We start from the raw sequence: 25466 nt of genomic DNA, 5'->3' as shown, positions 1-25466 counted from the left end.
CTTCGTTAAAAATTCATACAATAAGTATAGCATAAAGTCATACGAAACTCTTTGAAATATAACGCACAGAATACAAATTAAAAAGAGCACTTGTATCTCTATTAATTCGAGACTACAAACACGCTTAAAATAGAAAAAACGCATTCACTCCTAAAAGTGAATGCGTGATTATTAGAAAATATATACCGTGCACCTTTCTTCGACTGCCGCACATAAGCGTTACTCCTGTCGACAGCTCAAGTTAGGCTACCCCGCGGCACATGGGCGGGACCACTTAATGCTGCTTCCTTCCGGACCTGACATGGTTCATGGATGCCCATTGCGCAGGACCCAACCGTCAACACTACGTGCAGAAGGCAGACCAAACAATACGGACAGCCTCAGAAAAGGAATTCAATCTTGCTAGAGCGGATTGCAAGTTACAGGGCACCGCTACCTCCCCATCTAGCACGGCAATTATTAGTATACTAAGCACCATCATAAAATGCAACGAATTGTCCTTATAATTTTTAAGTTTGTAAAAACAACGACATTATTAAAAAATCGTCTTGACGCTGGTTTTGATTCGTGATAAATTAAATCTTGTCGAAAAGACATTTTATATTTTGGAGGTATACCCAAGTCTGGCTGAAGGGATCGGTCTTGAAAACCGACAGGCGGGTAACACCGCGCGGGGGTTCGAATCCCTCTACCTCCTCCATTTTTGATTTTAACCCGTTACAACGATGTAACGGTTTTTTTTATGTCTTCAAATTCAAATACGCTAAAGTATCCTTTTAATATAAATCAAAAAGTACTATTTCTATCTCAGAGAAGTAGTACTTTTTTGTATTTCTTGAGGCTTTTCTTGTACAATTAGTTATTCAGTCAACAATGATAAGGTGGTTATTTTTTGGAAACATCACAACCGCGCATAAAAACAACGAAATCTTTATTATTTATGTTACTCATTGCCTTATTAACAGCACTTGGTGGCGAAATCAAAATTATTCCGTTTGAAAATGTGCCCTTCCGCTTTGGTTTAGGGAGTGTTATTTTCTTCTTTGCATTGCTAGTCTATTCTTTACCAATTTTGTGGACTGGCATCTTTACAGCACTTTTTGTCATCATTGAACGCTCTTTTTTAGATGTATTATTACATAATGCTTCATTTAGTACCCAAGTTATTGAGCATTTACCTGCAGGCGTATTTTATTTGACCTATGCTTTATGCTTTAAATTTATTCAGTTAGACGATTTAAAGAAGCAACCAATTTTACTTGGTCTTTGTGGAACGGCTTTTGAAGTAATATCTAATACATTGGAACATGTCACAACAGAACTTCTACTCACAACTGAACAAGAGACCTTTTCTTCGTTATTAATTTTTATTATCGTCGGATTACTACGTAGCTTCTTCGTTGTCGGCGTTTATAGCATGATTACACTAAGTGAACAAAAAAAGCAGCTACAGCAATTAATGGCAATTCATTCTGAGCTTTATGTAGAGACACTTTATATTCAAAAATCGATGAACCAAGTCGAGCAGCTAACCGCCAATAGTTATCAGTTATACAAAAAACTAATGCCCCTGGATAGTGCACTTAGTAAAGAAGCACTGACCATCGCGCAGGAAATACATGAAATAAAAAAGGATCATGAACGCATATACGCAGGGCTTGCTAAAATAACGGATACCGAGTATAAAACACATTTTTATTTGTCAGATTTACTAAGTTTTATTGTAGAGGCAAACGAAAACTACGCAATTCATTTGAAGAAAAACATTTCATTTACGCTCATTTGTCCAGATGACTTCATTACGAAGGAGCATATCGCGCTATTAGCTGTATTAAATAACATCATGGCCAATGCGGTCGAAGCCATTCCAAAGCAAGGTTTCATTACACTAAGCGTATTAATTCAAGAAAACATTACAAACTTTGTAATAGAAGATAACGGCGTCGGAATTGAACCTACATTACTACCGATTATTTTTGATGTTGGTTATACATCGAAATTTAACGAGCAAGGCCAGGCATCTACAGGAATTGGCCTATCTCATACAAAAACAATTATTGAAAACCTAGAGGGTACGATTACTGTTGCAAGTGATAATACAACGTGCTTTGTCATCAATATCCCAACGATTAATTTAAGAAAGGGGTTTTAACATGCGCTATTTTATTGTAGATGATGATCGAGCAAGCCGTGTTATGTTAAGTGCTATTATTAATGATTGTGAATTAGGTACCGTTATTGGTGAAGCAGTTGATGGTGCCGAAGCCATCCCTCAAATTTTAATGATGCATCCAGATTTTGTGCTTATTGATTTATTAATGCCAAATTTAGATGGGATTGAAACGATTGAGCGACTACATCAAAACGGCTTTAAAGGGCTTTTCATTATGCTTTCGCAAGTTGTTAATAAGGACATGGTTGCAGAAAGCTACGCAAAAGGCATCGAGTTTTTTATTCATAAACCCATTAATAAAGTGGAAGTACAAATGGTTTTGCAGCGCACGGCAGAACAATTTCGCTTAAAAAGTTCACTCCAGATCATTCGCCAATCCTTAAATAATTTTGAAGTTCCTGAAATAGAACATTCAAAAAAGACAACACGCGAACATATTCAATCGATTTTAAATGACATGGGCATCGTCGCAGAGGTCGGCAGTGAAGAGATTATAAATATTATTGAACAGCTATTAATTGAAAAGCATAAAATTGCGCCTCTCCCTCCTTTAAAAGAGGTATATGAAAAAGTAGCGATGCTCACAAAAACAACACCTGATGATATCGCAAAAGAAATTAAAGCGATTGAGCAACGAGTGCGCCGAACGATTTTAGCCGCGATGATTAACTTAGCAAACCTTGGTATCGTGGACTATACGAATGCAGAATTTGAATATTATACACCGCGCTATTTCGACTTAACCGATATCCGTTATTTAATGCAGCAAATCGAAAATAATGACCAGCGGAAAGCGAAGGTAAATATTAAAAAATTCATTCAAGTCTTATATTCAGAAATTATTAGTAAAGTAAATTAGTCGGATTTTGTCGGATTTTGTAACCATGCTATAAACTTAATACTAGGCTTGACCTAACTATCACTTTCTAGGAGGTACTACTATTGAAAAAGATTAAAATTAGTTTAGCTATGCAAATTTTAATTGGTTTAGTTCTAGGTATTATTGTAGGTGCTGTGTTTTATGGCAACACAAACGTACAAACTTACCTACAACCACTTGGCGATATTTTCTTAAACTTAATTAAGATGATCGTTGTACCGATTATTATTTCGACATTAATTGTTGGTGTTGCTGGAACGGGCGATATGAAACAACTAGGTCGTCTTGGCGGTAAAACACTTATTTATTTTGAAGTCATTACAACAGTGGCAATTGTTGTTGGTTTATTATCGGCGAATATCTTCCAACCTGGTGCTGGCATCGATATGACCGAGCTACAGCAAACGGATATTTCTTCTTATGTAGAAACTACTGAAGCCCAGGAAGATAAAGGTCACTTACAAATCCTCGTGGATATCGTACCGAAAAACATTATAAATGCAATGGCTGAAGGTGATATGCTTGCCATTATCTTCTTCTCTGTTATTTTCGGTTTAGGGGTAGCAGCAATTGGAGAACGAGGAAAACCTGTACTCGCATTCTTCCAAGGTACAGCAGATGCGATGTTCTGGGTTACAAACTTAGTCATGAAGTTTGCTCCAATCGGGGTTTTTGCACTGATTGGTGTAACCGTTTCCAAATTTGGTTTATCTTCGCTAGTACCGTTAGGGAAATTAGCAGTATTAGTATATGCAACGATGATTTTCTTCGTAATCGTTGTACTAGGTATCACAGCACGTATTTTCGGTATTAATATTTTCAAATTAATACGTATGATTAAAGATGAGTTATTACTGGCATATTCTACTTCTTCATCAGAGACGGTATTGCCTCGCATTATGTTAAAAACAGAAAAAATGGGTGCACCAAAGGATATCGTATCGTTCGTTATTCCAACAGGTTACTCATTCAACCTAGATGGTTCGACACTTTACCAAGCAATCGCGGCCATCTTCATTGCGCAAATGTATGGTATTGACCTTTCAATTATGGAACAAATTACATTAATGCTTGTATTAATGGTGACATCTAAAGGGATTGCTGGTGTTCCAGGGGTATCATTCGTTGTACTTCTTGCAACATTAGGCTCTGTAGGAATTCCAGTTGAAGGTTTAGCGTTTATCGCAGGTATTGACCGTATTTTAGATATGGCTCGTACAGCTGTAAACGTAGTAGGAAACACATTAGCAACCCTTGTTATCGCAAAATGGGAAAAACGTTTCGACGAGAAGCAATTTGCTGAATACCAAGCAGCTAACTTAAAGTAAATTACAAAACGCCGAGTGTATGAGGTGAGGCCTCTACACTCGGCGTTTTAATTATTTTACGACTTTTGCTAAATAGGTACGAATTGATTCTTCCCCATTATGTAGTGCCTCTTGTTCGCGTGCTTCGTCTTTTTGTACTTTTGCTTCTGCAATTTCGATAACGTGCTCAATATCTGCTTGTGGCACGATAATCACCCCATCAATATCCCCAATTACATAGTCACCTGATTGTACAACTACACCACCAACTGCCACTGATACACCTACCGCACCGCCGCCGTTTTTATTCCCTGCAGCGACTGTTGTACCTAATGAAAATACCGGGAAATCAATCAGACGCGCTGCTGCTAAATCACGGATTACCCCATCTACTACAAAACCTTGCACGCCAACCCCTTGTGCAAGCTGCATAACAAAATCCCCTGCTACTGCACGATTGGTATTTCCTTTTGCATCAATAACTAAAATATCCCCTTTACTTGCCTTGCTGATTGCTTCTAGCACCGCGCCATTTTCCCCGTCTGGTAAGCGCACTGTTAATGCGCGACCCGCAATTTTAAAATGATCCGCCAATGGACGAATATTTGCAGTAACATTTGTATGTCCCCCTGTTGCATCAGAAATCGCCGTTGTTGGTAGTTCTAATAAGCGATGTTCTATCGTTGCCATTGTCATAATCTCATCCCCTTTTGACTATACTGTCTAAACTTATAGACAGTTTTAGCATACGTGATACAACTTTTCTCTCGCAATATTTTTTTCCTAAAACGTTACAAATATATCCGTTAAGGGCATACTACAATGAAAAAAAGGGGGAATTTCGATGAACAATCCACTCATTGAACACACTATCAATGATGCAGGCGAAACAATATACCAAATGAAAACACTCGACATCGATGTTATTGCACGCTTAACAGGTGGGATCGCCCCAACGATAACATACATGCATAAGGATCAAGATATCACTGATGATATTCGTGCCATTCGTTTTCATTTCGAAAATCCTGCGTCCTATATTGAAAATTATGCAGACTTTCAAACAATGCTCTATCAAAAAGAGCAACACGCCATTAATGCACTCTATGAATCAATTAGCATAAAGCCTAAAAATATGTCACCTGGGAAGCAAATTTTGTGGAGCTTCTTCGTATTCTTACTTATTATGACCCCGGTGTTTATCATATTATGGATAAAATAAAAAGGACACCATTTTATGAAGTTGTATCATAGAATGGTGCCCTTTTTATCATTTACGTAAGTGAGTTGTTTGCTCTAGCATATGACCAATGCGTGCTACAACATCCTCCACTTGATCTGGGTTTTTCAATAGGTCATAGTCGTTAATATCGATTCGTAATACGGGACATGCATTAAAATTGTTAATCCATGTTTCATAACGACCGTGCATTTCCTCCCAGTATGTATGTGGTGTTTGCTGCTCCATCTCACGTCCACGCTCTTGAATTCGGCCAATGACATCATCAATTGGACCTTCTAAGTACACAAGTAAATCAGGATGTGGGAAGTATGGTGTCATCACCATCGCATCGAATAGATTCGTATACGTTTCGTAATCTGTTGGGGTCATTGTACCTTTATCGAAATGCATTTTGGCAAAAATCCCTGTATCTTCATAAATGGAACGATCTTGAATAAAACCACCGCCATATTCAAAAATACGTTTTTGTTCTTTAAAGCGCTCTGCTAAAAAGTACACTTGTAAATGGAAGCTCCATTTTTCAAAGTCATCGTAAAATTTATCTAAATAAGGATTTGTATCAACCTTTTCATAAGACGTGCGGAATTTTAATGCGTCTGCTAGTGCCTTAGTCATTGTGGACTTCCCAACACCAACTGTTCCTGCAATCGTAATCACCGCGTTGGCAGGAATATTATATTTCTCTCGTAAATTCATTATTGATGCAAACTCCTTTGTTGTAACTTTTTCTCTACTAACTGTAGAACGTACTGTAAATCTTCTTCGTTTTTTACAAAATCAAGCTCATTACCATTTAGCTGAATTACCGGAATTTCAGGGTGCATCTTTTCAAAATGACCAATAAACTCATGATAGTCGCTTGATAGTTGCTCCATATATTCTCGTGTAATGTTTTTTTCGAACTCACGACCACGCATTGCAATTCGCTGCATTAACGTATCTAAGCTTGCATGTAAATAAATGACCATATTTGGCTTTGGCATATCATCCGTTAAAATTTTATAGATCGCTTCGTACTTTTCATACTCAGCAGGCTTTAACGTACGCTTTGCAAAAATTAAATTTTTAAATATATGATAATCTGCCACAACTGGGTGCTGCTCCTCTAATATATGATGGATATCAGACAGTTGCTTATAACGATTGCACAGGAAAAACATTTCCGTTTGGAAGCTCCACTCATTGATATTTTCATAGAACTTTCCTAGAAATGGATTTTCATCTACAATCTCTTTTAATAAATGATAATTAAACATTTGTGAAACGGCCTTAGATAATGAGGTCTTCCCGACACCTATCGGACCTTCTACTGTTATAAATGGCACAGACATTAGAAGTGCTCCTTCTCTTTTTATAGTCAATGGGTTTCATTTTATCATAACGCCCTTTATACAACAAAATAAACAATTCCATTTAGCCGAATTCACGAAAGAACACTTCTTTTACTAGAATACTTTAGTCAAACAAGGCTAGTGCTTGTTCATAGTATGATTCAATAGAAAGTCGCCCGCGTATTTCAAATCATGCTACACTAATGTTAAGGAGTGATAAATTCATGCTCACAAAAGATCAATATTACATGCAATATGCATTAGAAGAAGCACAAAAAGCAGCCGCTCTTGGCGAAGTTCCGATTGGTGCCGTTATAGTATACAACGACGAAATTATTGCACGTGCTCATAACTTACGAGAAACAACACAAAACGCATTAACTCACGCGGAAAGTATGGCAATCCAACAGGCATGCGAGAAAATAGGTAGCTGGCGTTTAGAGGAGACAACACTTTATGTAACATTAGAACCTTGCCCTATGTGTGCAGGTGCCATTTTACAATCACGCGTACCACGAGTTGTGTACGGAGCGCGCGATATAAAAGCCGGATGCGTCGATTCGTTATATCGTTTATTAAATGACCCACGCTTCAACCACGAATGCGAGGTAACAGAAGGTGTGTTAGCAGATGAATGCGGTCAAATTTTAACAGACTTTTTCCGCGCCTTACGCGAACGTAAAAAACAGGAGAAATTATTAAGACAACAACAGCAAAACAAGTAGGTGATTTTACATGAATGGATTTACCCTTTTTGATTCTGTACATCTCACATGGCTTATTGCCATTAGTTTGTTTTTTATTATTTCACTCTATTTCTATCGTTATTTTTCTTACAAACAGCAACTACTTTTTCAAAAGACCATCTTTTGGCTACTACTGTTTTTAGAACTTGCAAAACAAGTTTACTTAGTAAGCACAAATCAATATTCCTATTGGAGTCCGCCACTCCATTTATGTGGACTCGGTATCTTTATTATCGGTTGGCATGCTTATTTTCCTGACCGTACATCTGCGACTTTGCTATTTACATTGACTTTGCCTGGTGCTGCGATTGCCCTAATTTTCCCTGGTTGGACAAATGACGTGGTTGGTGGCTTTTTACATGTTCATAGCTTTGTGTTCCATACGCTACTTATTGTATTTGTGTTAGTACTTGTACGCCAACTACAAACAGCTTTTAAAGATTGCTGGCGTGCTGTTGTTTTTTTAGCATTAACTGTACCGATTATTTATGCCTATAATGCCGCCCTTAACACGAACTTTATGTTTTTGAATATGCCGGTTAAACATACCCCGCTGCAATGGCTGTATGATACGTTTGGTGCATCGGGGTATTTAGTTAGTTTAGCCACAGTTATCTTTAGTATTTGGATCGTTCTTTATCTATTAAAAGGGATGAAAAAGGGGATGACCTAGAAATAATTCTGGGTCATTCCTTTTGTGCAGAGGATGGAGGCCCGTGCGACGCTGGTCACAAATGCGTTATTACTTTTGCATATGTTCTTTATTTGCGAACACCGTAGAAGCACTGCCGTAAGCTGATTAGTAATACATGAGATACGCACTGTCCTAAATGTGAACACTTTTTAGAAAATACCTTCGTCTTTATCGAAGTGTTTTTGCAAACTGTACGGCTTCTTTTAGCTTCTCCTCATTAACCCCAGTTGCAATCCCCATTTCATGAAATAGCTGTACGACTTTTTCTGTCGCAACATTACCCGTTGCTCCAGGTGAAAAGGGACAACCGCCAAGCCCTGCTACCGAACTATCAAATTTAGTTACCCCCGCTTGCAATGCAGCAAGGATATTCGCATAGGCAAAGCCATTTGTATCATGAAAATGTGCGACAAATGTTGCTTCTGGGAAATCCTTTTTAAGTTGCGAGAAGCGCTCATAAACAATTTTGGGATTAGCTTGCCCATTTGTATCCCCAATTGATATTTCATCGACTCCGTGCATTACAAAATGACCAACAACACGCTTCACTTGTTCATATGAAACATCCCCTTCATACGGGCAACTAAAACACATTGACACATAACCGCGAATAAATAAACGATGCGTCTTTGCCAGTTGAAATACTTCCACACATTCCTCTAATGACTTTGCTATCGAGCGTTTAATATTCTTTTCGTTAAATGTTTCACTTGCACCAACAAAAACAGCAATTTGTGGAACGCCTTTTTCAGTTGCACGGGTTAATGCCTTTACGTTTGGTGTTAACGCTAAAAATGTTAGGCCAAGCTCAGTGCTAAATGCCGCAATTTCAGCAGCATCCGCCATTTGTGGCACTGCTTTGGGGTGTACGAATGACGCTGTTTCTATTCGCTTAAACCCAACTTGCGCAAGCTTTTCAATGAACTGTTTTTTTTGTTCAGTTGCGACAAATGTTGCTTCATTTTGCAAGCCGTCACGAGGACCCACTTCAATGATTTCTACTTGCCTCGGAAAATGCATGTTATACACTCCTCACCAAAATCTATTCAAAAATACAATAATTTTCTAGAATATAACAAATTTTATTGAGCACGTAAAATAAACATCCTTACAGTTCCTTTTCAAATACAATTTTATGGCGACCTTTATCATCAACGAATGTTTTCACAATATCAAATCCCGCTTTTATATTGACAATCAACATCCCCTTTTTTTCATTGCGGCCATATGTGCGAACACGTGTATAGCTTTGCTGCTTACACCAAAAATGCTGCATTTCCATACAAGTTGCTGCAATACCCTGCTTTTGATAATCCGGATGTACCCCGCCAAGCCAGCTATAAAATACGCCATCAGGATGCTCATACCCTAGCTTAAATCCAGCCACTCGTGAACCATCCACCGCTAGAATGGCGAGTAAATTTTGTTTATGCTGTAGCTTTTCAAATTTAAATTCATCGCCTTCAAATACTGCTTTATGCACCTCTTGAAAGCTTGCTAAATAGTTTTCTGGAAACAGCTGTTCAAATAATAAATACCTCAAGCTCCTACCTCCCAGTATTAGGAAAAAACACCAACTTGCTAAAAAACAAGTTGGTGTTTATATTCCTTATTTTGCAGCAATCACTTCTACGCCACCCATATATGGACGTAACGCTTCTGGAACTACTACTGATCCATCAGCCTGTTGGTAGTTTTCTAAAATCGCTGCCACTGTACGACCAATTGCAAGGCCTGAACCATTTAAAGTGTGTACGTATTCTGGTTTTGCACCTGCTTCACGACGGAAACGGATGTTGGCACGACGCGCTTGGAAATCTTCAAAGTTTGAACAAGAAGAAATCTCACGGTACATAGCTTGTGCTGGAATCCATACTTCTAAATCGTATTTTTTCGCAGCAGTAAAACCTAAATCAGCTGTACACATTTTTAATTTGCGGTAAGGTAAACCTAAAAGTTGTAATACTTTTTCAGCATGACCTGTTAAAAGCTCTAATTGCTCGTAAGATTCTTCAGGTTTAACAAAGCGTACTAATTCTACTTTGTTGAATTGGTGCTGACGAATTAAACCACGTGTATCACGACCTGCAGAACCTGCCTCTGAACGGAAGTTTGCGCTATATGCAGAAAATGCCTGTGGTAACACATCGGCTGCTAAAATTTCATCCCGGTAATAGTTCGTTACAGGTACTTCAGCTGTTGGAATTAAGAAGTAATCCATTTCATCCTCTTCACGCACTAGCTTAAATACATCCTCTTCAAACTTCGGTAATTGACCTGTACCTGTTAATGAATCGCGGTTAACGATTTGTGGTGGTAACATTTCTGTATAACCGTGTTTGTCGGCATGTAAGTCCATCATGAAGTTAATTAACGCACGCTCTAAACGGGCACCTAAACCTTTATAGAATAAGAAACGGCTGCCCGTAACTTTTGCGCCGCGTTCGAAGTCTACGATATCTAATTCTTTTGCGATATCCCAGTGTGCTTTTGTTTCGAAATCAAATTGTGGCACGTTACCCCAAGTATATTCCTCAACATTATCATCTTCTTCCATACCTACTGGCACAGACTCATGTGGAATGTTTGGTAGACGCATCATCATATCATTGAATTCTTCTTCGATGGCGTTTAATTCGGCATCTAACGCTTTGATTTCATCACCTACTGTACGCATGCGAGCGATGACCTCTGTTGCATCTTCTTTATTACGTTTCATAACAGAAATTTGTTCAGACACTTTGTTACGCTCAGCTTTTAATTCCTCTGTTTTAGCGATTAACTCACGACGCTTCGTATCAAGGTTTTCGAAGTTATCTAAGTTCCCTAAATCCTCGTTACGTGTAAGAAGCATTTTCTTTACGCCGTCAAAATTTTCACGGACACGTTTAATATCTAACATGTTTATTCCTCCTAAAGTTTATGAAATTGATGATCCCGAGCACTTTCGCACGTTAATCTATTAGCGTAGTGAACACAAAAAAGCCCTCAATCCCCATAAAAGGGACGAGAGCTACCCGCGTTGCCACCCTAATTGAATAGAAAAACTCTATTCCACTTAAATAATAACGACTTTGGTAAGCCGGCCTTAACCTACTTAATTTCGAAAAAGGCATCTCAAGGACGGATTCACAAGTGCTTTTATCAGCTTCCACCTGCCGCTGACTCTCTTTGGAAAAACGAGCTTGCTACTACTTCCTATCATCGAATTCATTTATAAATTTAAACTTACTGTACTATAAACCATACGTTAATGCAAGTTTTGCTTAGAAAACGCATGTTGTTCACAATAATGTAGTCAAATTGTTGATTTCAAACAAAATAACACCTTCATCATTTCACTGCCAAATTCATCTAATTTAAATAAAATAGTATACATCTCTAACATTGTTCATTATCATTAAATTTAATATTTTAACCATGCCAGTTAAGGAGGACTGTTCATGCTATTTTTTCAACTAGATAAAGAACAAACAATTCCACTATACGAACAACTTTATATTGGTATAAAAAATGCCATTACCAATAAACAGCTCCATGTCGGTGCACGCCTACCTTCCAAACGCGAGCTAGCTGAATTTTTTAATATTAGCCAAACAACTGTTGAACTCGCCTATGCGCAATTACTTGCTGAAGGGTATATAATGTCCAAACCACGCGTCGGCTACTTCGTTGAAGAAGTAGATACATTACCAATCCGCGAAATCACATCGGTATTGCCTCCACAGCAATCCGTAACACAAACTTCATTTGCGACGGATTTCTCTACGGCAAAAATTGACGAAGATGCCTTTCCGTTTACAATTTGGCGTAAGTACGCAAAAGATGTACTTGATATCCCTTTTAAGCATTTACTCCAAACCGGTGAACGCCAAGGGGAACTTGCACTGCGCATTGAAATCGCAAACTATCTCCATCAATCACGCGGCATAAAGTGTCAGCCTGAACAAATCGTCATCGGCTCTGGTACGGAGCAGCTTTTACCTATGATTTTAAAACTACTTGGCGATGATATGCTATTGGCACTCGAAAATCCAGGCTACTCACCCATACCAAGAACACAACTTGAACAAGTAGCAATCCCTATTGATGTTGACCAAGACGGGCTCATTATTGAACAACTTCAAACTACGAATGCCAACGTTGTGTATGTCACACCATCTCATCAATTCCCTACCGGAGCTGTACTTTCAGCTAACCGACGTACACAACTTTTAAAATGGGCGGCTAAAGGTGAAAACCGCTATATTATTGAAGATGATTATGACAGTGAATTTCGTTATATCGGAAAACCAATTCCTGCACTGCAAGGCTTGGATCGGCATGATCGAGTCATTTATTTAAGTACATTCACAAAATCACTTATGCCTTCAATGCGTGTTGCCTATTTTGTGTTACCCCCGACACTTGTTTATCGTTATCAGGAGCATTTTAATTATTATTCATCCACCGTGCCACGCTTTGAACAGCATATTTTGGCGAAATTTATGAAAGATGGGCATTTTGCAAAACACTTAAATCGCATGCGTAAAACCTATCGTAAAAAGCACGATAAATGCATTGATGTGTTCACAAACTACTATCCGCAAATAACCATTTCAGGTGATGCAGCTGGGACGAACATACTAATTTCATTTGATCATGAACATACCGAATTAACATTACAAACAATCGCTAACGAAAAGGGGATTAATATTTTGCCGTTATCAAACTATTTTTTAACTGCAAAACGACCTTCTAAGCGCTCCTTTTTATTAGGCTTTGGCTATTTACCTCTTGATGAAATTGAAATAAAATTACATCATTTAATGGCCGTTTGGATGATTCCCAAAAAATAGCATAGCCTCGATCACCTATTGATATTGCACAATAGGTGATCCTTTATGTGGAAATAATATTAATTCGGTAATGCTCCACCCATTCATGTACTTGATTTAAGTATGCTAATAATTGTGGCCCAGCCATCAACTGACCAAACCAAGGCACTTGAAACGACTTGCCACCACTTGCGATTAACTGTTCAAGTTGATCGCGTTCAAATAGCTCATGAAGTACGGAGTCTTTTTGCTGCAAATTTTCAGTTAAACGTTGAGACACCAACTTTGTATAAAGTGGGTGGTATGTTTTCGGGTACGGGTTTTTTTTACGTTCTACGACTTCTAACGGTAACACTTCACGAAATGCTTGGCGCAATATACCTTTCTCCATTGCACCACTATTTTTCATTTCCCAAGGAATATTCCACACATACTCAATAATAGTATGGTCCGCAAATGGAACGCGCACCTCTACACCTGCTCCCATCGACATCCGGTCATTGCGTTCTAATAATGTTTGCATAAAGAATTGATTGTTTAAATAAAATAATTGCTGACGTTTACGTTGCTCTTCATCCCCTACAAATGACGGCATTTGTGCGACTGCTTCCTCATAGGTATTTTGTAAATAATCTGCTAACCGTAATTGCTTTTGCCAATTCTTTTTCAACAATCCTTCACGCTCACTTGTTGCACGCAACCAAGGAAATGATGCTTGTTGTTGTGAATAAAACCATGGGTAACCTCCGAATACTTCATCTGCACATTCACCTGATAATGCGACAACATGATTCTTTTTTATTTCCTTAGAAAATAAATAGAGTGAACTATCGACATCCGCCATACTCGGCATATCCTTTAAACGCATCGCATCCGTTAAGGCATCGACAAGCTGCCTTTGCTGTAATTCAATTTGCATATGCTTCGTACCATAACGCTTTTGCATTATTTCTATCCAATATTCATCTTGCGTTGTTTGAAAGGCATTCGTTTGAAAATGTTTATTGTTGTCCTCATAGGCTACTGAGTATGTTGCTAATGTTTTATCATGAAATGCAAGCTGCTTTGCTGCGATAGCTGTTAATATACTTGAATCTAGTCCGCCTGAAAGCATTGTACAAATCGGGACATCACTTACTAGCTGCCGACATACTGCATCTGTTACTAGTTGTCGTACTTGCTCAATCGTTTGTTGTTCATTGTCCATATGCTCCTTACTTTCAATATCCCAGTAGCGCCAACTCACCATTTTTTCACGGTTCATACATAATATATACCCCGGCTTTAACTCCTTGATGCCTTTAAAAATTGCATGTCCTTGTATCCGTGATGGTCCTAAACTAAATAGCGCCGCCAGACCATCACTATCGACTTCTGCTTTTACAGAAGGATGTACGAGCAGTGCCTTTATTTCTGAAGCAAATAACAGTCCTGTACTAAGCTCTACATAAAACAGCGGCTTCACACCTAGACGATCCCTACACAAAAATAATTGATCCTTTTCTTCATCCCAGATTGCAAAGGCAAAAATACCATTTAAATAATCAACACAATGTTCTTTCCATTGGATATAAGAGACTAAAATTACTTCTGTATCCGATGTCGAAGAAAAGTGATAGCCTAATTGTTGTAACTGTGCGCGAAGCTCATTCGCATTATAAACCTCACCATTATAAACAATTGTATAGGCGCCCTTTGTCATAGGTTGCGCACCTGTCACCAAATCAATAATCGCTAGCCGTTTATGACCTAAAAGTGCGTGCCGTGATAGAAAATGACCATCACTATCAGGTCCACGATGTGCTATTGTTTCCGTCATATTTGTAATGAGTGCACGTTGCTTCGAAAGATCTTGCGAAAAATCAACGATGCCTGTAATACCACACATGTATATACATCCCTCCATAACAATAATGTATGAACTAGATGCCACGAATAAAATTTGTCCGAAAAAAAAGAGCATTTTTATAAGCTACTCACTTATAAAAACGCCCTTTTTAAATTATAAAGTTGGATTTACAAAGCCAAATACGCCGTTCCATAAATTGCTAAAGAAATTACCGATTCCTTGGAAGAATAATGACACCTTACCTGCGCGCTCTACAGCTTCTGTTGTAACTACTTCTGCTGTAATTTCAGAACCGTCGATATAGCCGTAATCTGTGCCTTCTGTTCGCTCAACGATGACTTGACCAACTACTTGATCCTTTTCAACACCAGCTTCAAGCTCTTCTGTATCTAACACTAATGATGGTGTATACGCTTCTTTGTCTGTTGTTTTTACCATTACTGTAATTGGTTCTTTCACAGCGATGTTTACTTCATCTGCTTTCCCTTTAGTAACAGCAATTGTTTTTTGGTCTTTAAATTTATAGTTTGCTGGAATAATTTCTTGTTTCGAGAATTGACCGAAACCATAGTCAAATAATTTTGCTGTTGCATCAAAGCGTGCTTTATATGAACCTACACCTTTTGAGTCTACCGCTTTCATTACAACGGCGATTAAACGTGTATCCCCACGTTTTGCCGTACCAGTGAATGTATGACCTGCAAAATCCGTTGTCCCTGTTTTTAACCCATCAACGCCCTCGTATGCATATACAAGTCCTGGTAACATGAAGTTCCAGTTTGACATGTTAATTGCATCCGATGTACCTTCTCGGAATACTTTTTTCGGGATTTTCGCTGTTTCTAACATCTCAGGATGATCTTTTAATAAATGATACGCTAACTTTGCCACTGAACGAGCTGGCATTACATTTTCATCATTTTCTCCTGTACCTGCTGGGTGCATTCCTAACAAGTCTGAGTTATTTAAACCTGTTGAGTTTACGAATTTATAATTTTCTAATCCAAGCTCTTCTGCCTTTTTATTCATTAACTTTATAAATTCTGTTTCAGTACCCGCAATTGTTTCAGCAATAGCAATTGTCGCTGCGTTTGCCGAATAAATTGCCATGGCTTCATATAACTCTTTAATCGAATATGTACCATCCGCACGTAGTGGAACATTACTTAATAAACGATTTTGCGAAATTTTATGTGTATATTCAGTTACATTATATTGCTGATCCCAAGTCACTGAACCCTCTTTAATGGCATCTAATAATAAGTATTCCGTCATCATTTTCGTCATACTTGCGATACCTAAAGCTGTTTCTGCATTTTGCTCATATAAAATCTTTCCTGTGTCTGCATCAATTAAAATTGCCGCATCTACTGTTAAACCTAAGTCATCCGCTGCATTTGTCGTAGCAGGTGCTAACGTCAACATGCTCAGTAATAACATCGGAATCAACATCAAGCTTAACATCGTTTGTTTACTTACTTTTTTCACAAAGCTACCTCCAAAATTATTAAATTCTTGTCTACGTCATTTTATCATACATATCTCGATGAATGTGCCCTGTTATAAATAAAAAAAACGTTACTATCATCAATTGTGACGATAGTAACGTTTGAAAGTTGCCTAGTAATTATTGGAGTGAATAGTTTGGTGCTTCTTTTGTAATTTGTACATCATGTGGATGTGATTCACGTAAGCCGGCACCTGTCATTTTAATGAATTGTGATTTTTCACGCAAATACTCTAAATCCGGTGCACCGCAGTAACCCATACCAGCGCGAATACCACCAATTAACTGGTGAATTGTATCTGCTAAAGGTCCTTTGTAAGGAAGACGCCCTTCAATACCTTCTGGCACTAATTTTTTTGCATCTTCTTGGAAGTAACGGTCTTTTGAACCCTTTTCCATTGCGCCTAGTGAACCCATACCACGGTAAACTTTGAAACGACGACCTTGGAAGATTTCAGTTTCACCAGGAGATTCAGAAGTACCTGCTAAAAGTGAACCAAGCATTACTACGTGCCCACCAGCTGCTAATGCTTTTACGATATCACCTGAATACTTAATACCGCCATCAGCGATAATAGTTTTACCATATTCACGAGCTACTGAAGCTGCATCGTATACGGCTGTAATTTGTGGAACACCTACACCTGCAACAACACGTGTTGTACAAATAGATCCTGGTCCGATACCTACTTTTACTACGTCTGCGCCTGCTTCAAATAATGCACGAGTGCCTTCAGCAGTTGCTACATTTCCTGCAATAATATCTAAATTTGGATAAGCAGAGCGGATATCTTTAATTGTGTTTAATACACCTTGAGAGTGGCCGTGTGCTGTATCGATTACGATAATATCTACTTGTGCTTCTACAAGTTTTGCAATACGTAACATTGTATCTTTAGAAACGCCTACTGCTGCGCCAACCACTAATCGACCATGCTTGTCTTTTGCGGCATTTGGGAATTCAATTACTTTTTCGATATCTTTAATTGTAATTAAACCTTTTAATTTACCTTCATCGTCAACGATTGGTAATTTTTCGATTTTGTATTGTTGAAGAATTTTTTCAGCATCTTCTAAAGTCGTTCCTACTGGTGCTGTAATTAAATCTTCTTTTGTCATAACGTCATCAATTTTTAAAGAATAATCTGAAATGAAGCGTAAATCACGGTTTGTAATTATTCCTACTAATTTTTGGTCTTCCATGTTGTTAACAATAGGAACACCTGAAATGCGGTATTTGCCCATTAAATGCTCTGCATCGAACACTTGATGTTCTGGCGTTAAGAAGAATGGATTTGTAATAACACCGTTCTCAGAGCGTTTTACTTTTTCTACTTCTTCTGCTTGCTCATCAATGCTCATGTTTTTATGAACAATCCCAATACCACCTTGACGTGCCATTGCAATCGCCATTTTTGCTTCTGTAACTGTGTCCATACCTGCAGAGATCATTGGAATGTTTAACTTAATGTTACCAGTTAATTGTACAGATAAATTAACATCCTTCGGTAATACTTCAGAATGTGCTGGTACTAATAATACGTCATCAAATGTTAAACCTTCTTTAGCGAATTTTGTTTCCCACATTTTTGAGAATGCCTCCTATTAGAAAAGAATATTATTGTAAGGTTAACAACGTAAACCTCGACTGTCAAGAATCTAAAAGAAGTAAAATAATTCGGAATATTACCGTCGTATTTTACATTTACATTTTAAAAAGCAACAACCAAGACTCTTTTATATTAATTCACGATTTTCTAGTTAGAACTTAGAGTATAATCAAAATATTACTATTATTTTATAAAAATTTATTATTTTACTTACAATAATAATTCTGATTTATTAATTCTACTATAAAAAGTGTAAGCGTGTACATCTATTATAGTAAAAAGTCATATTTGTCTAAGTACATTATGTAACTTAGTTATAAGAAAACAAAAAAACCACTGATTACTCAGTGGTTTTTATTCGTGCGAAGCGACGTTCTACTCTCACAGGGGGAAACCCCAACTACCATCGACGCTAAAGAGCTTAACTTCTGTGTTCGGTATGGGAACAGGTGTGACCTCTTTGCCATCATCACTTCACTTATTCAATTGAAAGATTGTTCTTTCAAAACTGGATAAACGTTTCATTGATATTCATAAACATGTGGTTAAGTCCTCGACCGATTAGTATTCGTCAGCTACATGTGTCGCCACACTTCCACCTCGAACCTATCTACCTGATCGTCTTTCAGGGGTCTTACTTACTTGCGTAATGGGAAATCTCATCTTGAGGGGGCTTCATGCTTAGATGCTTTCAGCACTTATCCCGTCCACACATAGCTACCCAGCGATGCCTTTGGCAAGACAACTGGTACACCAGCGGTGTGTCCATCCCGGTCCTCTCGTACTAAGGACAGCTCCTCTCAAATTTCCTACGCCCACGACGGATAGGGACCGAACTGTCTCACGACGTTCTGAACCCAGCTCGCGTACCGCTTTAATGGGCGAACAGCCCAACCCTTGGGACCGACTACAGCCCCAGGATGCGATGAGCCGACATCGAGGTGCCAAACCTCCCCGTCGATGTGGACTCTTGGGGGAGATAAGCCTGTTATCCCCGGGGTAGCTTTTATCCGTTGAGCGATGGCCCTTCCATGCGGAACCACCGGATCACTAAGCCCGTCTTTCGACCCTGCTCGACTTGTAGGTCTCGCAGTCAAGCTCCCTTATGCCTTTACACTCTACGAATGATTTCCAACCATTCTGAGGGAACCTTTGGGCGCCTCCGTTACCTTTTAGGAGGCGACCGCCCCAGTCAAACTGTCCGCCTGACACTGTCTCCTACCCCGCTAAGGGGCATGGGTTAGAAGTTCAATACAACCAGGGTAGTATCCCACCGACGCCTCCTTCGAAGCTGGCGCTCCGAGATCTCTGGCTCCTACCTATCCTGTACAAGTTGTACCAAAATTCAATATCAAGCTACAGTAAAGCTCCACGGGGTCTTTCCGTCCTGTCGCGGGTAACCTGCATCTTCACAGGTACTATAATTTCACCGAGTCTCTCGTTGAGACAGTGCCCAGATCGTTACGCCTTTCGTGCGGGTCGGAACTTACCCGACAAGGAATTTCGCTACCTTAGGACCGTTATAGTTACGGCCGCCGTTTACTGGGGCTTCAATTCGCAGCTTCGCTTGCGCTAACCACTCCTCTTAACCTTCCAGCACCGGGCAGGCGTCAGCCCCTATACGTCACCTTACGGTTTTGCAGAGACCTGTGTTTTTGCTAAACAGTCGCCTGGGCCTATTCACTGCGGCTCTCTCGGGCTATACACCCTACCAGAGCACCCCTTCTCCCGAAGTTACGGGGTCATTTTGCCGAGTTCCTTAACGAGAGTTCTCTCGCACACCTTAGGATTCTCTCCTCGACTACCTGTGTCGGTTTGCGGTACGGGTACCTCCCACCTCGATAGAGGCTTTTCTTGGCAGTGTGAGATCAGGAACTTCCTCCATACGGAGTCGTCATCACAGCTCAATGTTAAAGTACGCGGATTTACCTACGCACACACCTTACTGCTTGAACAGAGACAACCAACGCTCTGCTTACCCTACCCTACTGCGTCCCCCATTTCTCAAACGGTGGGGAGGTAGTACAGGAATATCAACCTGTTATCCATCGCCTACGCCTATCGGCCTCGGCTTAGGTCCCGACTAACCCTGAGCGGACGAGCCTTCCTCAGGAAACCTTAGTCATACGGTGCATGGGATTCTCACCCATGTTTCGCTACTCATACCGGCATTCTCACTTCTAAGCGCTCCACCAGTCCTTCCGGTCTGACTTCAACGCCCTTAGAACGCTCTCCTACCACGCATACCAACGGTATGCATCCACAGCTTCGGTGAATCGTTTAGCCCCGATACATTTTCGGCGCAGCGTCACTCGACCAGTGAGCTATTACGCACTCTTTAAATGATGGCTGCTTCTAAGCCAACATCCTGGTTGTCTAAGCAACGCCACATCCTTTTCCACTTAACGATTACTTTGGGACCTTAGCTGGTGGTCTGGGCTGTTTCCCTTTTGACTACGGATCTTATCACTCGCAGTCTGACTCCCGTGTATAAATATCCGGCATTCGGAGTTTGTCTGAATTCGGTAAAGCGAGATGCCCCCTAGTCCAAACAGTGCTCTACCTCCGGTATTCTCAATCACGAGGCTAGCCCTAAAGCTATTTCGGAGAGAACCAGCTATCTCCAAGTTCGATTGGAATTTCTCCGCTACCCACACCTCATCCCCGCACTTTTCAACGTGCGTGGGTTCGGACCTCCAGTAAGTGTTACCTCACCTTCATCCTGGACATGGGTAGATCACCTGGTTTCGGGTCTACGACCACGTACTAATTCGCCCTATTCAGACTCGCTTTCGCTGCGGCTCCGTCTTATCAACTTAACCTCGCACGTAATCGTAACTCGCCGGTTCATTCTACAAAAGGCACGCTATCACCCATTAACGGGCTCTAACTACTTGTAGGCACACGGTTTCAGGATCTATTTCACTCCCCTTCCGGGGTGCTTTTCACCTTTCCCTCACGGTACTGGTTCACTATCGGTCACTAGGTAGTATTTAGCCTTGGGAGATGGTCCTCCCGGATTCCGACGGAATTTCACGTGTTCCGCCGTACTCAGGATCCACTCTGGAGGGACTGAACTTTTGACTACAGGGCTTTTACCTTGTTTCGCGGACCTTTCCAAGTCGCTTCGTCTAATCCAATCTTTTGTAACTCCGTATAGAGTGTCCTACAACCCCAAAGAGCAAGCTCTTTGGTTTGGGCTCTTCCCGTTTCGCTCGCCGCTACTCAGGGAATCGAATTTTCTTTCTGTTCCTGCAGGTACTTAGATGTTTCAGTTCCCTGCGTCTGTCCTCATCACGCTATGTATTCACGTGTAGATACTATCCGATTAAAGATAGTGGGTTCCCCCATTCGGAAATCCCCGGATCAAAGCTTACTTACAGCTCCCCGAGGCATATCGGTGTTAGTGCCGTCCTTCATCGACTCCTAGTGCCAAGGCATCCACCGTGCGCCCTTATTAACTTAACCAAAAGTTAAACTTACTTAAAAAGTAAGATTTTAAGGATATTGCACGATCAATTTCTTGATCTATGTTTGTTTATTACTTATCAATGTCGTTTTATCCAGTTTTCAAAGAACAAGACAGCGAACTTCCATCACATCGTGACTAAGCTTCACTGAATTTGCTTCATGCAATCTTGCGACAAAAGCGCTAGCGGCAGGAGCAAATATTTTTTGAAGTATTCCATTCAATTAAGAATGAACCTTCAAAACTGAACAGCAACCGTTAATGTTTCATTCCCTAGGAATGAATTCCGAAAATATCCTTAGAAAGGAGGTGATCCAGCCGCACCTTCCGATACGGCTACCTTGTTACGACTTCACCCCAATCATCTATCCCACCTTCGGCGGCTGGCTCCATAAAGGTTACCTCACCGACTTCGGGTGTTACAAACTCTCGTGGTGTGACGGGCGGTGTGTACAAGGCCCGGGAACGTATTCACCGCGGCATGCTGATCCGCGATTACTAGCGATTCCGGCTTCATGTAGGCGAGTTGCAGCCTACAATCCGAACTGAGAACGGTTTTATCGGATTAGCTCCCCCTCGCGGGTTGGCAACCGTTTGTACCGTCCATTGTAGCACGTGTGTAGCCCAGGTCATAAGGGGCATGATGATTTGACGTCATCCCCACCTTCCTCCGGTTTATCACCGGCAGTCTCCTTAGAGTGCCCAACTAAATGATGGCAACTAAGAACAAGGGTTGCGCTCGTTGCGGGACTTAACCCAACATCTCACGACACGAGCTGACGACAACCATGCACCACCTGTCACCGTTGTCCCCGAAGGGAAAACTGTATCTCTACAGTGGTCAATGGGATGTCAAGACCTGGTAAGGTTCTTCGCGTTGCTTCGAATTAAACCACATGCTCCACCGCTTGTGCGGGCCCCCGTCAATTCCTTTGAGTTTCAGTCTTGCGACCGTACTCCCCAGGCGGAGTGCTTAATGCGTTAGCTGCAGCACTGAGGGGCGGAAACCCCCCAACACTTAGCACTCATCGTTTACGGCGTGGACTACCAGGGTATCTAATCCTGTTTGCTCCCCACGCTTTCGCGCCTCAGTGTCAGTTACAGACCAGATAGTCGCCTTCGCCACTGGTGTTCCTCCAAATCTCTACGCATTTCACCGCTACACTTGGAATTCCACTATCCTCTTCTGCACTCAAGTTCCCCAGTTTCCAATGACCCTCCCCGGTTGAGCCGGGGGCTTTCACATCAGACTTAAGGAACCACCTGCGCGCGCTTTACGCCCAATAATTCCGGACAACGCTTGCCACCTACGTATTACCGCGGCTGCTGGCACGTAGTTAGCCGTGGCTTTCTAACAAGGTACCGTCAAGGTAGCGCCAGTTACTACGCTACTTGTTCTTCCCTTGCAACAGAGTTTTACGAACCGAAATCCTTCTTCACTCACGCGGCGTTGCTCCATCAGACTTTCGTCCATTGTGGAAGATTCCCTACTGCTGCCTCCCGTAGGAGTCTGGGCCGTGTCTCAGTCCCAGTGTGGCCGATCACCCTCTCAGGTCGGCTACGCATCGTCGCCTTGGTGAGCCGTTACCTCACCAACTAGCTAATGCGCCGCGGGTCCATCCTATAGTGATAGCCGAAACCATCTTTCAACTTCCAACCATGTGGTTCAAAGTATTATCCGGTATTAGCTCCGGTTTCCCGAAGTTATCCCAGTCTATAGGGTAGGTTACCCACGTGTTACTCACCCGTCCGCCGCTAACGTCATTGGAGCAAGCTCCAAATCCATTCGCTCGACTTGCATGTATTAGGCACGCCGCCAGCGTTCGTCCTGAGCCAGGATCAAACTCTCCATAAAAGTAGTTTGAAAGCTCATTTGCTTTGCTAGCGATTCTAACAATTAAGTTAGAAATCTTTTTTTGCTTCATTTAAGAAGCTATATTCATTAACGTTGCTTGTTCAGTTTTCAAGGTTCATGTTGTTGTCGTTTGTGACAACTTTTATATCTTACCATCTTTATAACGTTATGTCAACATTTTATTTAGATGATATTTTCGATATTGTTTGTCGCCCTTGCGACTTATAATAATATATCACTATATTATCATTTTGGCAACATAAATTTTAATCTTTTTTTGTTTAAATTAGATATCTAGTAATTTTTACTCCTACGATTAAATTACTATATCATGGCCATCCTTATTAATACTAATATTTGATCTACCCATATAAATTTTTAATGGTCCCCAAATTTTAATGTGTTAAAATAATCTTACTAATATTATTTTGAGGAGGACTGAACAATGAAGTTTTCAATGAAGTATATTATTCTATATGTTAATGATTTTGATAAAGCAATGCAGTTTTATAATATTGTCTTAAAATTACCTATTAAAATGCAGCAAGATACATATGTTGAATTTGACACAGGTAACACTATTCTTGCAATTAATACTCGTAAATCCGTTAAAGAAATCACTGGGTTAAACATACCAGAGTCAGCTTTTACGACACAAACCTTTGAAGTTGGCTTTGTTGTAGAAGACGTACAATCTACTATTAATGAATTAAAACAACAGGGCGTCATAATTATAAAAGAACCTATTACAAAACCTTGGGGACAAACCGTAGCATATATCGCAGATCCAGACGGTCATTTCATTGAGATTTGTTCAGAAATCTGATATTTACTCTTACAAAATATAGTACTGAAACAAACTATTCGATATTAAAGTTTTGTTTCAGTGCCTTTACTATTAATCTCCTATTAAATTAAACTTTTTATTTAAAGTAATTAAAAATTTCTTCTCTCTTAAAAAATTATTAAATTGGCTTATAGTATTAAATTCCTCAAGATACTCATTTTAGTATGATCTTATTTAATGACTTATAAAAACAATTTAAAAAAGTTAAGTAAGCTTAATATAATGAATGACTTAACTTCAACTAAAAAATTATAACTTGAGCTTCCTTTTTCCCAATGTGCAGAAACACTATAAACATAAATCCCATTTTCTTTTGATACTAAATACGTATTATCTTTTAACAAGACACCCTCTAATTCATCATTATCCATCCATACACTCAAATACAAAGAATTTTCTTGAAGCTCACGGTTAAATTCTATTTTTAATTTAGCACCAGGCGATACAACAACAGGTTTTAGTTTCTTATGTAATATCATATCTGGCGGAGAAATCTTATCAATGCATTGCCCATAAATAAGCCCATCCCAACAATAAGACCCTTGTATTACTTCTACTTTCTTATTTTCAATGGTTATGTTTGGTTTGGGTGGTTTGAAATTAATTACAAAATAAAAACCAACTATTATTACAATAATAGCTAATCCTGTCTGAATCTCTTCCTAAACTATCGATTTCATTTAAAGGATTACAGGTGTACGAAATTCCAAATCATCCTGTAATACTTAATAATAAAAATAATAATAATTACAATAAAATTATGTACTTAATCAATTTCCTTTGACTTTATCAACTCAATTTCTTCGTAATGGTTCACTCATCCATTAATTAATCTACTTTAACACCCATTATATTATTAGATAAGTCATCCTAATGAGTATAAATTTCGATTTAATTATAACTAAAATGCGTTTTAATGTTTAATATAAGACACAAAAAAACCACTGATTACTCAGTGGTTTTTATTCGTGCGAAGCGACGTTCTACTCTCACAGGGGGAAACCCCCAACTACCATCGACGCTAAAGAGCTTAACTTCTGTGTTCGGTATGGGAACAGGTGTGACCTCTTTGCCATCATCACTTCACTTATTCAATTGAAAGATTGTTCTTTCAAAACTGGATAAACGTTTCATTGAT

Annotated in this window: 18 protein-coding genes, 1 tRNA gene, 4 rRNA genes, 1 other RNA gene and 1 other annotated feature; of the genes, 9 read left to right on the top strand and 15 right to left on the bottom strand. The window is 39.7% G+C overall.

The window, feature by feature from the left end:
* Nucleotides 1-185 precede the first annotated feature (185 nt).
* Nucleotides 186-453: signal recognition particle sRNA large type (gene ffs, locus O7776_RS00165), an RNA gene on the bottom strand.
* A gap of 154 nt (nt 454-607) precedes the next feature.
* Here ffs and O7776_RS00160 point away from each other — a divergent pair.
* The 4 genes from O7776_RS00160 to O7776_RS00145 all read left to right on the top strand — a co-directional run bounded on the left by O7776_RS00160 (nt 608) and on the right by O7776_RS00145 (nt 4381).
* A tRNA-Ser gene (locus tag O7776_RS00160) sits at nt 608-700 on the top strand.
* Nucleotides 701-892: 192 nt separating this feature from the next.
* Nucleotides 893-2152, top strand: a complete 1260-nt coding sequence (locus O7776_RS00155) for an ATP-binding protein (protein ID WP_274308694.1) — start codon at nt 893-895, stop codon at nt 2150-2152.
* Nucleotide 2153: 1 nt separating this feature from the next.
* The gene (locus O7776_RS00150; RefSeq protein ID WP_274308693.1) at nt 2154-3032 is read left to right on the top strand and encodes a response regulator; all 879 of its coding nucleotides are present in this window, start codon (nt 2154-2156) and stop codon (nt 3030-3032) included.
* A 110-nt stretch (nt 3033-3142) separates the two neighbouring features.
* Complete coding sequence (locus O7776_RS00145; RefSeq protein ID WP_274310421.1) at nt 3143-4381, top strand: cation:dicarboxylate symporter family transporter; 1239 nt, start codon at nt 3143-3145, stop codon at nt 4379-4381.
* 51 nt (nt 4382-4432) lie between these two features.
* On the opposite strand, the gene O7776_RS00140 is transcribed toward O7776_RS00145, so the two are convergent.
* Nucleotides 4433-5050 carry an RraA family protein gene (locus tag O7776_RS00140; protein ID WP_420802165.1) on the bottom strand — a complete coding sequence of 206 codons (618 nt, stop codon included), beginning with the start codon at nt 5048-5050 and terminating at the stop codon, nt 4433-4435.
* A gap of 154 nt (nt 5051-5204) precedes the next feature.
* Here O7776_RS00140 and O7776_RS00135 point away from each other — a divergent pair, with 154 nt between their 5' ends.
* Complete coding sequence (locus O7776_RS00135) at nt 5205-5582, top strand: sodium:proton antiporter (RefSeq protein WP_274308691.1); 378 nt, start codon at nt 5205-5207, stop codon at nt 5580-5582.
* Nucleotides 5583-5630: 48 nt separating this feature from the next.
* Here O7776_RS00135 and O7776_RS00130 read toward each other — a convergent pair whose 3' ends face one another.
* Both O7776_RS00130 and O7776_RS00125 read right to left on the bottom strand, forming a co-directional pair.
* Nucleotides 5631-6299, bottom strand: a complete 669-nt coding sequence (locus O7776_RS00130; RefSeq protein ID WP_274308689.1) for a deoxynucleoside kinase — start codon at nt 6297-6299, stop codon at nt 5631-5633.
* Nucleotides 6299-6934 (bottom strand): deoxynucleoside kinase, encoded by a 636-nt coding sequence (locus O7776_RS00125; protein WP_274308687.1) that lies wholly within the window; start codon nt 6932-6934, stop codon nt 6299-6301. The genes O7776_RS00130 and O7776_RS00125 overlap by 1 nt, the downstream gene beginning before the upstream one ends.
* A 224-nt stretch (nt 6935-7158) precedes the next feature.
* Between O7776_RS00125 and tadA the strand changes: the two genes are divergently transcribed.
* Nucleotides 7159-7659 (top strand): tRNA adenosine(34) deaminase TadA, encoded by a 501-nt coding sequence (gene tadA / locus O7776_RS00120; RefSeq protein WP_274308686.1) that lies wholly within the window; start codon nt 7159-7161, stop codon nt 7657-7659.
* A gap of 10 nt (nt 7660-7669) precedes the next feature.
* A complete protein-coding gene (locus O7776_RS00115) occupies nt 7670-8353 on the top strand; it encodes a YwaF family protein (protein WP_274308685.1) in 684 nt (227 codons plus the stop codon).
* A 189-nt stretch (nt 8354-8542) separates the two neighbouring features.
* Here the strand turns inward: O7776_RS00115 and O7776_RS00110 are convergent, their stop codons facing one another.
* The 3 genes from O7776_RS00110 to serS all read right to left on the bottom strand — a co-directional run bounded on the left by O7776_RS00110 (nt 8543) and on the right by serS (nt 11276).
* Complete coding sequence (locus O7776_RS00110) at nt 8543-9394, bottom strand: hydroxymethylglutaryl-CoA lyase (protein WP_274308684.1); 852 nt, start codon at nt 9392-9394, stop codon at nt 8543-8545.
* Nucleotides 9395-9482: 88 nt separating this feature from the next.
* Nucleotides 9483-9917: a GNAT family N-acetyltransferase gene (locus O7776_RS00105; RefSeq protein WP_274308683.1), complete on the bottom strand. Its 435-nt coding sequence runs from the start codon at nt 9915-9917 to the stop codon at nt 9483-9485.
* A gap of 66 nt (nt 9918-9983) precedes the next feature.
* Complete coding sequence (gene serS, locus O7776_RS00100; protein ID WP_274308681.1) at nt 9984-11276, bottom strand: serine--tRNA ligase; 1293 nt, start codon at nt 11274-11276, stop codon at nt 9984-9986.
* 97 nt (nt 11277-11373) lie between these two features.
* Nucleotides 11374-11588: a binding site (T-box leader), on the bottom strand.
* Between the two features lie 229 nt (nt 11589-11817).
* On the opposite strand from serS, the gene pdxR reads away from it, so the two are divergent.
* Nucleotides 11818-13212: a MocR-like pyridoxine biosynthesis transcription factor PdxR gene (pdxR, locus tag O7776_RS00095; protein WP_274308680.1), complete on the top strand. Its 1395-nt coding sequence runs from the start codon at nt 11818-11820 to the stop codon at nt 13210-13212.
* Nucleotides 13213-13255: 43 nt separating this feature from the next.
* Here pdxR and asnB read toward each other — a convergent pair whose 3' ends face one another.
* From asnB to O7776_RS00065, 6 genes are all read right to left on the bottom strand, one after another.
* A complete protein-coding gene (gene asnB / locus O7776_RS00090) occupies nt 13256-15079 on the bottom strand; it encodes an asparagine synthase (glutamine-hydrolyzing) (protein ID WP_274308679.1) in 1824 nt (607 codons plus the stop codon).
* Nucleotides 15080-15193: 114 nt separating this feature from the next.
* Nucleotides 15194-16528 carry a D-alanyl-D-alanine carboxypeptidase family protein gene (locus O7776_RS00085; protein ID WP_274308678.1) on the bottom strand — a complete coding sequence of 445 codons (1335 nt, stop codon included), beginning with the start codon at nt 16526-16528 and terminating at the stop codon, nt 15194-15196.
* A gap of 139 nt (nt 16529-16667) precedes the next feature.
* Nucleotides 16668-18134, bottom strand: a complete 1467-nt coding sequence (gene guaB, locus O7776_RS00080; RefSeq protein WP_274308677.1) for an IMP dehydrogenase — start codon at nt 18132-18134, stop codon at nt 16668-16670.
* A gap of 385 nt (nt 18135-18519) precedes the next feature.
* Nucleotides 18520-18634: ribosomal RNA gene (gene rrf, locus O7776_RS00075) — 5S ribosomal RNA — on the bottom strand.
* A gap of 64 nt (nt 18635-18698) precedes the next feature.
* Nucleotides 18699-21625: ribosomal RNA gene (locus O7776_RS00070) — 23S ribosomal RNA — on the bottom strand.
* Between the two features lie 303 nt (nt 21626-21928).
* Nucleotides 21929-23481: ribosomal RNA gene (locus O7776_RS00065) — 16S ribosomal RNA — on the bottom strand.
* A gap of 445 nt (nt 23482-23926) precedes the next feature.
* Between O7776_RS00065 and O7776_RS00060 the strand changes: the two genes are divergently transcribed.
* On the top strand, nt 23927-24307 hold the full coding sequence (locus tag O7776_RS00060) for a VOC family protein (RefSeq protein WP_274308676.1): 381 nt from the start codon (nt 23927-23929) through the stop codon (nt 24305-24307).
* Nucleotides 24308-24510: 203 nt separating this feature from the next.
* On the opposite strand, the gene O7776_RS00055 is transcribed toward O7776_RS00060, so the two are convergent.
* Nucleotides 24511-24807: a hypothetical protein gene (locus O7776_RS00055; RefSeq protein ID WP_274308675.1), complete on the bottom strand. Its 297-nt coding sequence runs from the start codon at nt 24805-24807 to the stop codon at nt 24511-24513.
* A gap of 491 nt (nt 24808-25298) precedes the next feature.
* Nucleotides 25299-25414, bottom strand: a 5S ribosomal RNA gene (gene rrf, locus O7776_RS00050).
* The 16S, 23S and 5S rRNA genes sit together here, the layout of an rRNA operon.
* Nucleotides 25415-25466: the final 52 nt, after the last annotated feature.

Origin of the sequence: Solibacillus daqui, from assembly GCF_028747805.1 — a bacterium.
Taxonomy (GTDB): Bacteria; Bacillota; Bacilli; order Bacillales_A; family Planococcaceae; genus Solibacillus; species Solibacillus daqui.
Note: the sequence above shows the minus strand (reverse complement) of the source record. Positions and strands in the feature narration are given on the sequence as shown.

What these genes read in the sequence shown, in the direction of transcription:
- O7776_RS00115 (WP_274308685.1), top strand. Translation starts at nt 7,670, where the DNA reads ATGAATGGATTTACCCTTTTTGATTCTGTACATCTCACATGGCTTATT.
- tadA (WP_274308686.1), top strand. Translation starts at nt 7,159, where the DNA reads ATGCTCACAAAAGATCAATATTACATGCAATATGCATTAGAAGAAGCA.
- O7776_RS00150 (WP_274308693.1), top strand. Translation starts at nt 2,154, where the DNA reads ATGCGCTATTTTATTGTAGATGATGATCGAGCAAGCCGTGTTATGTTA.
- O7776_RS00060 (WP_274308676.1), top strand. Translation starts at nt 23,927, where the DNA reads ATGAAGTTTTCAATGAAGTATATTATTCTATATGTTAATGATTTTGAT.
- O7776_RS00140 (WP_420802165.1), bottom strand. Translation starts at nt 5,050, where the DNA reads ATGGCAACGATAGAACATCGCTTATTAGAACTACCAACAACGGCGATT.
- serS (WP_274308681.1), bottom strand. Translation starts at nt 11,276, where the DNA reads ATGTTAGATATTAAACGTGTCCGTGAAAATTTTGACGGCGTAAAGAAA.
- guaB (WP_274308677.1), bottom strand. Translation starts at nt 18,134, where the DNA reads ATGTGGGAAACAAAATTCGCTAAAGAAGGTTTAACATTTGATGACGTA.
- pdxR (WP_274308680.1), top strand. Translation starts at nt 11,818, where the DNA reads ATGCTATTTTTTCAACTAGATAAAGAACAAACAATTCCACTATACGAA.
- O7776_RS00125 (WP_274308687.1), bottom strand. Translation starts at nt 6,934, where the DNA reads ATGTCTGTGCCATTTATAACAGTAGAAGGTCCGATAGGTGTCGGGAAG.
- O7776_RS00055 (WP_274308675.1), bottom strand. Translation starts at nt 24,807, where the DNA reads ATGATATTACATAAGAAACTAAAACCTGTTGTTGTATCGCCTGGTGCT.
- O7776_RS00135 (WP_274308691.1), top strand. Translation starts at nt 5,205, where the DNA reads ATGAACAATCCACTCATTGAACACACTATCAATGATGCAGGCGAAACA.
- O7776_RS00130 (WP_274308689.1), bottom strand. Translation starts at nt 6,299, where the DNA reads ATGAATTTACGAGAGAAATATAATATTCCTGCCAACGCGGTGATTACG.
- O7776_RS00110 (WP_274308684.1), bottom strand. Translation starts at nt 9,394, where the DNA reads ATGCATTTTCCGAGGCAAGTAGAAATCATTGAAGTGGGTCCTCGTGAC.
- asnB (WP_274308679.1), bottom strand. Translation starts at nt 15,079, where the DNA reads ATGTGTGGTATTACAGGCATCGTTGATTTTTCGCAAGATCTTTCGAAG.
- O7776_RS00145 (WP_274310421.1), top strand. Translation starts at nt 3,143, where the DNA reads ATGCAAATTTTAATTGGTTTAGTTCTAGGTATTATTGTAGGTGCTGTG.